The sequence below is a fragment of the Flavobacterium sp. N1719 genome, from assembly GCF_025947045.1.
GTDB lineage: Bacteria > Bacteroidota > Bacteroidia > Flavobacteriales > Flavobacteriaceae > Flavobacterium > Flavobacterium stagni.
Genome location: NZ_CP109993.1, coordinates 997513 through 1011076, shown reverse-complemented (window position 1 = coordinate 1011076; position 13564 = coordinate 997513). Strand labels below are relative to the sequence as shown.

The window sequence follows — 13564 nt, the reverse complement described above, 5'->3', positions numbered from 1 at the left end:
CCAATTTAGAATTTAGAATTCAAAATTTAGAATTATAACAACAGCTGTCAGTAATGATGGCTGTTCTTTTTTACCAAAAGTATGTTACACTTACTCCGCACCCATTCCGAGCATCCCGATTTTGAATTGTTGGTTAAACCACTTAATACCTATCTCGCTATTTTAGACGGTGAAGACCATGCCTTTTATGCGCAATTTAATCAGTCGGCTTTATTGAAAAATACACTGGTTGCCTATTGGGACGAGCAACCTGTAGGCATTGGCGCTTACAAAGCCTATGAAGAAACTAAAGCCGAAATCAAACGCATGTATGTGGATCCTGAATTTCGCGGCAAAGGCATTGCCAATGCGATTTTACAAGAATTAGAACGTTGGGCAAGGGAAGACGGATTTACATCTGCTATTTTAGAAACGGGTCACCAACAAATAGAAGCGATTCAGTTATACCATAAAACGGGCTATGCGCGTATTGAAAATTACGGGCAATATGCGGGTGTTGCCAACAGTTTATGTTTTCAAAAGTCATTAAAATAAGTACATTTGTAAAAAGCACTACCACATGATGACTTGGGAACAATTACTCTCCTTGAAACGTCAAGGCGACACCGGAAAACGCTTACGCATCGAGCAAGACGACACCCGTTTGGGATTTGAAGTCGATTACGACCGTATTATTTTCTCGGCGCCATTTCGCAGTTTGCAAGACAAAACCCAAGTGATTCCGCTGTCCAAAACCGATTTTGTGCATACGCGCTTGACGCATAGTTTGGAGGTTTCCGTGGTAGGTCGGTCGATTGGTCGTTTGGTGGGAAAAAAAATCATTGAAAAATACCCGCATTTGAAGGAAATTCACGGCTATCAACCCAATGATTTTGGTGCAATTGTGGCAGCCGCATCGTTGGCACACGACATCGGGAATCCGCCTTTTGGTCATTCGGGTGAAAAAGCCATAGGCGAATATTTTTCGCGGGGCAACGGACAACAATTTAAAGAGCAATTAAGTCCGAAAGAATGGCAAGACTTGGTTGATTTTGAAGGCAATGCCAACGGATTTTCGGTATTGACGAGTTCGCGACCCGGCATTGAAGGCAGTTTGCGTTTGTCCTATGCAACTTTGGGTGCTTTTATGAAATACCCGAAAGAAAGTTTGCCCAAGAAACCTTCAACCAATATTTCTGATAAAAAATTTGGTTTTTTCCAAACCGACAAAGCCTTTTTTCAAGAAGTGGCAGAAGAATTGGGATTGATCAAAATCAACTCGGGTGAAGATTTGCGTTATTTACGTCATCCCCTCGCCTTTTTGGTTGAAGCTGCTGACGATATTTGTTATACCATCATTGACTTTGAAGACGGCATCAATTTAGGCTTAGTTTCAGAAGATTTTGCCTTAGAATATTTAATTAAATTGGTCAAAGACACCATTGACGCTAATAAATACCAAGCTTTGACTACCAAAGAAGATCGCATCAGTTATTTACGTGCTTTGGCGATTGGCAACCTCATCAATGATGCGGTAAAAGTGTTTTTAGAAAATGAAGAAGCCATTTTAAAAGGTGAGTTCCATCATGCCTTAACTGACAAAAGCAAATACAAAGCCCAAATGAATGACATCATTAAATTGAGTGTCAAAAATATTTATCAGAGTCGGGAAGTGATTGAAAAAGAATTGAAAGGCTACCAAATTATCAATTCGCTTTTGGACAAATTCATTACGGCTTACAATAATCAATATGAAGGAAAAACCTCCAATTACGATCAATTACTGTTAAAAGTATTACCCGAAAAACATCGATTGGAGAAAGAAACGTTGTACGAACGTTTGATGCACATCTGCCATTTTGTTTCCTTACTTACCGATGGTAATGCTTTGTTGTATAACGAAATGTTGGGTTAACAATTCCTAAATTTCTGATAGACAATGGGGTGCCGCTTGTTTTTATGAAAAGTTAGTGCTAGCTTTGAGGCAATTAACCAAAAACAATGAAACGATTACTCTTTTTAGCATTCAGCCTTGGGATGAGTGCATTTGCTCAAGATATTCCCAACAAAGCGATTCAAGAAGCTTTGAATGCAAAGCAGACGGAACTCAAATTAACCACATCCGATATTGCCAATTGGAAGGTTGTGAGTGAAACCTACTCAGAATCGACAGGTATTCATAATTATTTTGTTTGCCAAACTTACAATGGATTGCCTTTGTTTGATTCTGTGAATTCCATTTGGGTGAAAGAGGGTAAAGTAATCCAAATTGGCGACCGATTTGTGGCCAATTATTCATCAAAAATTAAAAATTCCTCCAAAAATTTAAGTGCTACGGATGCGTTGTCTCAAACCTTTGCAGCTCTTGGTTACCATCAAAGTACCGAACTCATTTCCAAAAGAGAAAATGGGGTATTCCAACTTAAAAATGGAAATTTAGTAGATGATCCTGTACGTGCCGAATTAGGCTATGTGGAAAAAGAAGGACAATATATTTTAGTTTGGCGATTTGAATTTTACAGTCCGGATTACAAAAATCTTTGGCACATTGATACCGATGCCAATTCGGGAATCATTGTATCCAAACGAGATTTGACGGTTAGTTGTCAATTTGACCATCCGCATACGAATACAGCTTGTCAAAAACAACCTTTTTCTTTTGAAAATACGGTGCAAAAAATTGCGGCTCCTTTCCAAGTTATGGGCGGTAACTATCGCGTTATCCCGTTTAATTACGAGAGTCCGAACCACGCTCCATTTCAATTAATCAGCAGTCCGGAGAATGCTTTAGCTTCGCCGAAAGGATGGCATGACACCAATAATCTAGCCGATAATTTAAGTACGTTAAAATACACGATTACACGCGGAAATAATGTTTGGGCACGCGCCGATTATTCGAATACCAATCCAACTACTGGTTCAACCACTGCCACCGTTAACGGTTATGCGCCAGATGGCGGGAGTGCATTGAACTTTGATTTCCCTTACGGAGGTACATCCGTAGCAGCGAATACGTACATTAATGCGGCCGTAACCAATTTGTTTTACATGAACAATTGTATCCATGACATTTGGTACCAATATGGATTCAACGAACTCAATGGTAATTTCCAACAAAATAATTTTGGCCGTGGCGGAACGGGTACTGACTTTGTTTGGGCCGACGCACAAGACGGTTCGACGGCTTCAACACCAACATTTAATAACGCCAATTTCTCAACTCCATCCGATGGATCAAAAGGTCGTATGCAAATGTACCTTTGGAAAGTGGCACCTCCCATTTTTCCTGTAACCGTAAACAGCCCGGCAGATATTGCGGGCAGTTACCGTGCGATACAAAATGTATTCAATCCGGGCTTCGTAAGTTTACCGCAAGCTCCTAATTTCATTCAATCGGATATTGTTCTGTACCAAGACGGAACAGGTGGTTTAAATGAAGGTTGTGTGGCACCATCCAACGGTGCCGCGATGAATGGTAAAATTGTCATCATACGTAGAGGAAATTGCAACTTTACCGTGAAAGTTAAAAATGCGCAAACCCGTGGTGCAGTGGCCGTGATCATTGTAAATAATGTATCCGACCCCCAATTTGTTACCATGAGCGGTGCGGACTCAACAATTACCATTCCTGCAATTACCATGAGTTTTGATGATGGTGAATCGTTAATTGGCTACACTTTTTCCGGACCTGTAAATGTAAAACTACAATTAAACGGTCCCGCCTTTGTCAATGCCGATGGTGATTTTGACAACGGCATCATTGCTCATGAATTTGGACACGGTATTTCTAACCGTTTAACGGGCGGGCCGAGTTTGAGTAATTGTTTGACCAACGACGAACAAATGGGAGAAGGCTGGTCGGATTGGTTTGCCTTGATGCTACAAATGAAACCGGGAGATGTGGGTACAACCCCTAAAGGCATCGGAACATTTGCCGTGAGTCAGGCTACCACAGGCGGTGGTATTCGTCGTTATCCCTACTCTACGGACATGGCTGTTAACCCCAGTACTTTTGAAACAGTGAACACCAATCTAATCACCGATGCAAATGGCGCTACGACCGTATCCCCTCATAATATTGGAGAGGTTTGGTGCGCCATGCTCTGGGATTTAACATGGGCTTATGTCGCAAAATACGGCTATGACGACAATAAATATACAGGAACAGGCGGTAATAATAAAGCCATGCGCTTGATTTTAGATGCTATAAAACTACAACCTTGTAATCCAACTTTTGTGGAAGCGCGTAATGCAATTATTGCTGCAGACCAAGCTACTACTGGCGGTGCAGATTATTGCATGATTTGGGAAGTATTTGCCCGTAGAGGGTTAGGACTTAATGCAAGTTCGGGTAACCGAAACGATTCAACCGATCAAGTGGAAGATTTCACCCAACCAGCGCCAGGGCCTAATTGTACTGCTTTAGGAACTTCGGCATTTGCCAATACCCTAACCTATCATGTGTTCCCGAATCCTACACAAAATGAAGTGCATATACAAATTCCAAATTACACGTCTACGATCAGTGTTCGGGTATTGGACATGAATGGCCGTATTGTATATCAAAACACAAAAGCCTTGGATAATAACGACATACTCATTCCGATGCAATCCTTGGAAAGCGGTTTGTATATCCTTCAAGCTACTGGTGAAAATCTAATGATTACCGAAAAAATTATCAAAAACTAAATTGAAAACGGACCTCTAAAGGGTTCGTTTTTTTTTTTGGAGCGTCCTATTTAGATTATCAATCATGAACCGTCCGGCTTTCCGCTATAGTCCCTCTTACATCGGGAGCTGCCGCTTCAATCCGGGCTAGAATTCACGCTAATTGCTCTAATAGCGTCCTTAATAACTGCTGAATGGCCATTGGGGATATACCACATATTTCCTGCAATTGCACGATGGTACCGTGTTCTATAAATTGATCCGGAATACCCAATCGATGAACAGGAAGTTGATAATCGTGCGTCGTAATAAATTCGGCAACAGCACTGCCCAATCCGCCTTCAATCGTTGCATCTTCTAAAGTGATCACAAACCTATGCTGCTTACAAATAGTATGCAAAAGTGCTTCATCTAGCGGCTTTACACATCCAAAATGATACAAACTCACCTTTTCTTTTAAATCAAAATCAGCCAATGCGGCAAGCGCATTATTTCCAATAAACCCCGTTGAAATTATCGCAATATCCGAACCTTGATGCAGTACCTTTCCTTTTTTATAGTCTATTTTTTGAAAGGATATTTCCCAATTCAATCCAACACCTCGACCGCGTGGATACCGAATCGCAATCGGATTTTCCAATCCTAAAGAAGCGGTATATAAAAGTTGGCGCAACTCTACTTCATCCAAAGGCGCAACAATTTCCATATTGGGCACACAACGCAAATACGCCAAATCAAAAACACCGTGATGCGTGGCACCGTCTTCGCCTACCAAACCCGCACGATCCAAACAGAAAATCACGGGTAATTTCTGTAAAGCAACATCATGAATTACTTGGTCATAGGCTCTTTGTAAAAAGGTCGAATAAATGTTGCAAAACACCACCATTCCTTGGGTAGCCATTCCTGCAGCTAAGGTCACTGCATGCTGCTCGGCAATCCCCACATCAAAAGCGCGTTCGGGAAAAGCTTCCATCATGTATTTCATCGAACTCCCCGACGGCATCGCTGGGGTAATCCCGATTATTTTAGGATTTTGTTGTGCCAATTCTACTAGGGTATGACCGAAAACATCTTGAAATTTGGTGGGCAAATGGGATTCTTCTTTGGTAATGAGTTCGCCCGTCGCTGCATCAAATTTACCCGGTGCATGGTACTTGACTTGATCTTGTTCGGCTTGCAATAAGCCTTTGCCTTTGGTGGTGATGACGTGTAAAAACTTGGGCCCTTTCACCTTTTGCAAACGTTGCAATTCTTTGATTAAAATAGGGAGATCATGACCGTCAATCGGACCCGAATACGCAAAATTTAACGACTTGATCATGTTGTTTTGCTTCGGATTTTTTCCTTCTTTTACCGCTGTCAAATAGGTTTTCAGCGCCCCCACACTTGGGTCTATTCCGATCGCATTATCATTTAAAATTACCAAAATATCCGCATCGGTGACACCTGCATGATTCAAACCTTCAAACGCCATGCCGCTGGCAATCGAGGCATCGCCAATCACTGCAACATGCGACCGTTGCTCGCCTTTCAGTTGGGAAGCAAGCGCCATTCCCAGAGCCGCAGAAATCGATGTGGACGAATGCCCCACACCAAAGGTATCATAAACACTTTCGGACCGTTTTGGAAAACCCGAAATTCCCCCTTTTTGCCGATTCGTTTCAAATTGATCCCGGCGACCCGTCAAAATTTTATGGCCGTAGGCTTGGTGCCCAACATCCCAAACCAACAAATCATCCGGTGTATTGAAAACATAATGCAAGGCAATAGTCAATTCGACAACGCCCAAACTCGCTCCCAAATGGCCCTCTTTTACCGCAACTACATTAATGATATTATCCCGCAATTCCTGAGCAACTTGCTCCAATTGCGCGATATCGAGTTGCCGTAAATCGGACGGAGATTGAATTTGTGCGAGTAAATGTTGGCTCATGAGTCAAAGGTACAAATTGAATTCCTATTTTTGTTTTATGGAACCCATTTTCACCGACGAATACTTTATGAAAAAAGCCTTGGCGGAGGCTGAAATCGCTTTTGAAAAAGGTGAAATTCCGGTTGGCGCGATTATTGTTGTAGAAAATCGGGTCATTGCCCGAAGTCATAATCTCACCGAAATGTTGAACGACGTTACCGCACATGCCGAAATGCAAGCCATCACCGCAGCCGCCAATTTTATTGGAGGAAAATACCTCAAAGGCTGTACGTTGTATGTCACCTTAGAGCCTTGTCAAATGTGCGCCGGCGCCTTGTATTGGAGTCAGATTACCAAAATTGTGTTTGGCGCACGTGATGAACAACGCGGGTTTATGACTTTAGGCACTCAATTGCATCCCAAAACCGAAGTCGTTTCGGGAATAATGGCCGTTGAGTGTGCCCAATTGATGAAAGATTTTTTCAAAAAAAGAAGATAACTGTGTATGCCTAATTCTTTGTACATTTCTCACTACTAATACCTTCGTTCTTATACAATTAGTCAAACCACCACTAAATTCTTAAACACTTTTATACCGCCAACTTTTATGAAAACCCAAAAGTTCTTGTATGTGCTGATCGCCTTTTTGGCGTTGGCCTCTTGTGGCAAAAAATCGGCTGCCGATTTTGACTCTGACCCTACTCTTTTTAAAGAGTACATTGCTGGTTTTACCTCTGGTTTTATTCCTTCAAAATCCGACATTCGGGTGCAACTTGCTTTCCAAAAAAAGGATTGGAATCCCGAGCAAGAATTGGATGATGATTTATTTTCCATTTCACCCAGTGTGGATGGGAAAGTGAAAATGTTATCTTCCAACACAATTGCCTTTATTCCGGATGAACCTTTGGAACAAAACACCTTGTACCAAGTAACCTTGAATTTGGAAAAATTAACCACTGTTGCGGATGAAAAACTACAGGCTTTTAATTTTTCATTCAAAACCATTAAGCAAGATTTTATTATTCAAACCCAGGATTTACAGTCGTACAATAAGAACTATTATTACCAATACGGGACGATTCGCACCGCAGATGAAATGGATATTTCGTTGGCACAAAAAATCCTTTCGGCGACCCAAAACGGCAATGACTTAAAAGTAAAAATCGACAAGGAAATGAGTTCGCCTACCGAATTCAAATTCCTTATTGACAGCATTCAACGCTTTGACGATGAAAGTACGATCACCTTAAAATGGGATGGTGACGAAGCCGATGTCGAAGACCAAGAAGGTTTTGTGGAAATTAAAATTCCGGGGAAAAACCAATTCAAAGTGGTGCATATTACATCGGGCGATGAAAACAACCAATCGATACTTATCAATTTCTCGGATCCGTTGAAAAAAGACCAAAACTTTGCCGGCTTGGTTAACATACAAAACACCGACAACTTGAAATTTAGTACGATGGGCAATGTACTTAAAGTCTATTTCGACAATGTCGGTCCCACCACCAATACCCAAAAAACAGTACAAAACGAAGTGGCGGCCACAGAAGAAGTGGCGGTAGATACCGTTGCAGTGGCAGCTGACTCAACAGCTACTGTTATCAATACTTCCGACGAGATTTCGGATTATGAAGAAGAGGAAGAACCCAAAATGATTTCTGCCAATAAATTAGTTGAAGTTTTTGCCGGAATTGAGAGCAGTGACGGCTTCAAACTCAAAGAAACCTATTCCGAAACATTGATTTTTGACCCGATTAAACCGGGAGTAAAATTGGTGAAAAGCGGGAGTATTCTTCCTAGTTCGAACAATTTAAAAGTAAATTTTGAAGCGGCCAGTTTGAATGCCGTGGATGTAAAAATCTATAAAATTTACAAGAACAATATTCTTCAGTTTTTGCAAGACAACGAACTCAATGGCACGCAAAACTTGCGCCGTGTGAGTCAGCCCATCGCGAAAACCACCTTGCAACTCAAGCAAAACAATCTCTATAATTACAACAAGTGGAATACCTATGCATTGGATATTTCCAAAATAATCGAACCCGAACCTGGGGCGATTTACCGCGTTGAGTTTTCGTTCCGTAAAAAATATGCTTTGTACAAATGCGACGGTACTTCTGAGGAATCTTCCAATGAAGATGAGGAAGAAGAAAATGAAGACGATGTGAATTACAGTGGCGGTGGTGGCTATTACTACTATTATGAAGAGGATTACGATTGGCAATCCAGTCAAGATCCGTGTTCTAACTATTACTATTACAACACCAAACGCGGGACAAATATTCTAGCAACAGATTTGGGGGTAATTGTAAAACGCGGCAATAATAAATCGGTGACGGTTGCGGTGAGTAATATTGTGACAACCGACCCTGAATCGGGGGCGAAAGTAGAATTATTCAACTACCAACAACAAAAATTAGCTGAAACTACGACCGATGGCGACGGTATGGCGACTTTTGAATTGACGAAAATGGCCTACTTCGCGGTAGTTTCCAAAGGCGATCAAAGTACGTATGTAAAGCTGGATGACGAACTTTCATTGTCGGTAAGTAATTTTGATGTTTCAGGGGAAAGTTTGCAAAAAGGCTTGAAAGGCTACATTTACGGGGAACGCGGCGTTTGGCGCCCGGGAGATAAAGTGTTTTTGTCTTTTATTTTAAATGACAACAACAATAAACTTCCAGAAAACCATCCGATCAAATTGCGCTTTAATGATCCCAAAGGAAAAACGGTATATCAAACGGTTCAAACCAAAAACGAGTTGAACCATTATGCCTTTACGATCCCTACAGAAGCCGATGCGCCTACGGGGAATTGGGAAGCGCGCATTAGTGTGGGCGGTGCTCATTTTTACAAAAGCATTAAAATTGAAACCATTAAACCTAATCGTTTAAAAATTAAAAATAGTTTTAATGGCAAAATGCTTTCTGCGGGTGAGAAAAACACCAATACCGTTCAAGTGACTTGGTTACACGGTGCAGTGGCTAAAAATTTGAAAACTGAAGTACAAGCCAAATTCTCGCAACAAGTTACCAGTTTTAAAGGGTATTCGAACTATATTTTTGACGATCCTTCTCGTAAATTTTCCACCGAAGAAATCAATATTTTTTCAGGAAAAGTCAACGAAAATGGGCAAGTTTCGATTCCGATTAACCCGACCATTCAAGGACAAGCTCCGGGTATGCTTCGCGCGGCTTTCATCACCAAAGTTTACGAACAAGGTGGGGATGTGAGTACCGATGTGGCAGCTGTTAATTATTCTCCCTACAAAACCTATGTCGGCATAAAAGCACCCGATCCAAATAAATACGGTTTAATCGAAACCGACAAAAACAACCGATACGAAATCATTTCGGTAAATGAAAACGGAAATCCCGTAGCGGTGAAAAACTTGGAAGTTCGCGTCTACCGTTTGGAATCCCGTTGGTGGTGGGATGCTTCCAACGAAGATTTATCCAATTACAATACGGCAAATGTGACCACTTCGTATAAGTTATTCCGCATTAATACCGATGCTTCAGGCCGTGGTCAAGTTGTATTTTCCGTACCTGGTGATGATTGGGGGCGCTATTTAGTTCGCGTTATCGATCCAACCAGTGGCCATGCTTCAGGTACAACTGTATTTTTAGATTATCCCTATTGGTCGTCGCGTTCCCGCAATGTTGATGGCGATGGTGCTACTGTTTTACGTTTTAATACCGATAAAAAAGAATATGCCGTTGGTGAAACAGCAAAAGTGTTTTTGCCTTCAAGTGAGGGTGGTCGAGCTTTGATTTCGATTGAAAATGGTTCCAAAGTTTTAAAAACATTATGGGCCAAAACAAAATCGGGTGAAACCACAATTGATCTACCGATTACCGCCGATATGGCGCCTAATGTGTACATCAATGTCACCTTATTACAACCGCATGCCTCTACAAAAAACGACGCACCGATTCGCATGTACGGTCTAGTTCCGATTGGGGTAACTGATAAAACAACGGTTTTACAACCCAAATTGGTGATGCCTGAAGTTTTAAAACCCGAGCAAACGGTTAACATTAAAGTCAGCGAACAGCAAGGCAAAGCCATGACCTATACCATTGCGATAGTCGATGAAGGTTTGTTGGATCTTACGCGTTTCCAAACGCCCAATGCTTGGGATGATTTTTACAAACGCGAGGCTTTGGGTGTACGCACTTGGGATATTTACAATGATGTGATTGGTGCTTATGGTGGCCGAGTAAATCAGGTTTTTAGTATAGGTGGAGACGCTGATGCAGGCGGCGGTAAATCGAAAAAAGCGAACCGATTCAAACCTGTAGTCGTATTCTTAGGCCCGTTTAAATTAGAAAAAGGCGCCGAAAAAACGCACCAAATCAAGTTGCCGAAATACATCGGTTCGGTGCGCACCATGGTGGTTGCGGCTAATGCTGAGAGTAATGCCTATGGAAGTGTGGAAAAAACGACGCCCGTTCGCAGTCCGTTGATGGTCTTGGCTTCGTTCCCAAGAAAAGTAACACCCTCGGAACAAGTAACCTTACCGGTAACGCTTTTCGCTATGGAAAATCAGGTGAAAAATGTAACCGTACAGGTGAAAACCAGTGGCGGCATTGTGATTGCAGGAAAAGCGACACAATCGGTAACTTTTGCGCGTCCCGATGAAAAAATGGCCTTTTTTAATTTAAAAATTGCCAATGTCACGGGTGTTGGAAAAGTACAAGTAATCGCTACTTCGGGCAAAGAACGCTCCGTTTACGAAATTGAAGTCGATATTTTTAATCCGAATCCGGTAACTACTTCTTACACTGATGTCGTTTTAAATCCGAATTCGAGTAAATCCATCAATTGGAAAACCTTCGGAATTGCGGGAAGTAATAAAGCTGTGGTCGAAATTTCATCCATGCCTACTGTTGATTTTGGCCGTCGATTGGATTATCTCATTCTGTACCCTCACGGTTGTGTGGAGCAAACAACCTCATCGGTATTCCCACAATTGTATTTGATGGATATCATGGATGTGGACACGAATCGCAAAAATCGAATTCAACGCAACGTCGCTGCTGGAATCCAACGATTATCAAAATTCCAAACCGCAAGTGGCGGGATGAGTTATTGGCCCGGCAGTAATTACGCCGATGATTGGGGTAGCAGTTATGCCGGACATTTCTTACTTGAAGCCGAGAAAAAAGGATATGCTTTGCCGCCAACATTCAAAACAAAATGGATTGCTTACCAACAACGGGCTGCCAAACAGTGGCGTATTGAAAGTCATAATGATATGGCACAAGCGTATCGTTTATATACTTTGGCTTTAGCGGGGAATCCTGATTTGGCGTCGATGAACCGATTACGAGAAACCCGTGATATCTCCAATGAAGCCAAATTACGCCTTGCGGCCACTTTTGCATTGTTGAAACAAAATAATGCGGGTATGGCGCTACTTTCCCGTGCAAAAATCGATGAAGAGTATACAGATGAGAACTATTACGACTATTATTACGGTTCGCAAGAACGCAATCGTGCCATGGCGTTGGAAACGTTAATCTTATTGGGACAAAAAACACAAGCGTTCCAATTGGCAACAAAATTGGCCAAAAATATGGCTTCTGACGAATGGATGAGTACGCAAACTTCAGCCTACTGTTTGTATGCTATGTCGAAATTTGCGCAATCCAATGGTGGAAAAGGGATGAATGTGAGTGTGATTCAAAAAGGGAAATCGGAGACAATCAATTCGGCTAAATCGCTTTCGCAACGCTCCTTAATGGTCCAAAACGGTTCAAATAATGTGACTTTGAAAAACAATTTGAAGAACACACTGTTCGTTCGGGTTTACAACAGTGGCATTCTACCGATTGGAAAAGAAAAACCAATGGAAAACAACGTGAAGGCTTCGTTGGTATTCAAAGATCGCAAAGGGAACAAAATTGATGTAAGTAAAATAACACAAGGTACTGAGTTTATTGCGGTAGTGACTCTAACCAATTTAAAGAATGATTATGTAGAAAACATTGCGTTGACACAAATCATTCCGTCTGGATTTGAAATTGTAAATACCCGATACACGGAATACGGCAATGCTACCGAGAATACGGTGGATTATATGGATATTCGCGATGACCGTGCTAACTATTATTTTGGTTTAAAAGGCGGAGAAACCCGAACTTTTAAATTATTATTGAACGCTTCATATTTGGGGAAATACTATTTACCCGGATTACAATGTGAAGCGATGTATGACCATGAATTCATTGCCCGAACTAAGGGACAATGGGTTGAAGTGGTGAATGAGTAGCCTATTTCGATAGGTTGAAAATAAATTATTAGCCTAGTGTAACCAGACCTAACAGGTTTTAAAACCTGTTAGGTCTATAATATATGCCAAAATGAAACGAGAACTATTTGAATATGGTGGGTATTACCATGTTTACAACCGAGGAAACAATGGAGAAAATTTATTCCATGAAGAGCGAAATTATCTCTATTTTTTAAATCTTATGAAAAAGTATCTTCATCCAATTGCTGAAATTTATGCCTATTGTTTGATGAAAAATCATTTTCATATCATTTTAAAAATAAAAGAACGAGAAGAGATGAAAAATGTTAAGGAAGACAAACTTCACTTGCCTTTTTCCAACTTTTTTAACAGCTATGCGAAAGCAATAAACAAAGCCTATGGCAGAACTGGAAGTTTATTCCAAGAACATCTAAAAAGAAATCGAATCGATTCAAATGAATATTTAATTCAATCTATTCTATATGTGCACTTTAATCCAGAATTCCACAAAGTTTGTACGGATTTTGAGTCGTACAATTACTCCTCCTATAAAGCCTATCTTTGCCTACAGCCAACATTGTTGACTCGACAATTCACTATTGCTTTATTTGGAGGGATTGATAATTTTAAATACGAACATGTTTCAAAAAAAATAAATTTTGAACTTTTAAAGGATATTCTATTTCTTGAACAATAAACAAACCTAACAGGTTTTAAAAACCTGTTAGGTCTTAATCATC

General features: G+C 41.0%; 7 protein-coding genes. 6 read left to right on the top strand and 1 reads right to left on the bottom strand.

Annotation, left to right across the window (positions count from 1 at the left end; translation table 11 throughout):
• The first annotated feature begins 81 nt into the window (after window positions 1–81).
• From OLM45_RS04100 to OLM45_RS04090, 3 genes are all read left to right on the top strand, one after another.
• Entirely contained in the window at window positions 82–534 is a 453-nt protein-coding gene (locus tag OLM45_RS04100; protein WP_264512197.1) for a GNAT family N-acetyltransferase, read from the top strand.
• A gap of 28 nt (window positions 535–562) precedes the next feature.
• Window positions 563–1894, top strand: coding sequence for a deoxyguanosinetriphosphate triphosphohydrolase (locus OLM45_RS04095; protein ID WP_264512926.1), 1332 nt, complete (start codon window positions 563–565; stop codon window positions 1892–1894).
• A gap of 86 nt (window positions 1895–1980) precedes the next feature.
• Window positions 1981–4668: a T9SS-dependent M36 family metallopeptidase gene (locus OLM45_RS04090; RefSeq protein WP_264512196.1), complete on the top strand. Its 2688-nt coding sequence runs from the start codon at window positions 1981–1983 to the stop codon at window positions 4666–4668.
• Window positions 4669–4801: 133 nt separating this feature from the next.
• Here the strand turns inward: OLM45_RS04090 and OLM45_RS04085 are convergent, their stop codons facing one another.
• Complete coding sequence (locus OLM45_RS04085) at window positions 4802–6583, bottom strand: 1-deoxy-D-xylulose-5-phosphate synthase (RefSeq protein ID WP_264512195.1); 1782 nt, start codon at window positions 6581–6583, stop codon at window positions 4802–4804.
• A gap of 37 nt (window positions 6584–6620) precedes the next feature.
• Here OLM45_RS04085 and OLM45_RS04080 point away from each other — a divergent pair, with 37 nt between their 5' ends.
• From OLM45_RS04080 to OLM45_RS04070, 3 genes are all read left to right on the top strand, one after another.
• On the top strand, window positions 6621–7061 hold the full coding sequence (locus OLM45_RS04080) for a nucleoside deaminase (RefSeq protein WP_264512924.1): 441 nt from the start codon (window positions 6621–6623) through the stop codon (window positions 7059–7061).
• Window positions 7062–7169: 108 nt separating this feature from the next.
• Window positions 7170–12842, top strand: a complete 5673-nt coding sequence (locus OLM45_RS04075; protein ID WP_264512194.1) for an alpha-2-macroglobulin family protein — start codon at window positions 7170–7172, stop codon at window positions 12840–12842.
• 91 nt (window positions 12843–12933) lie between these two features.
• Window positions 12934–13521 (top strand): transposase, encoded by a 588-nt coding sequence (locus OLM45_RS04070; RefSeq protein ID WP_264512193.1) that lies wholly within the window; start codon window positions 12934–12936, stop codon window positions 13519–13521.
• Window positions 13522–13564 lie beyond the last annotated feature (43 nt).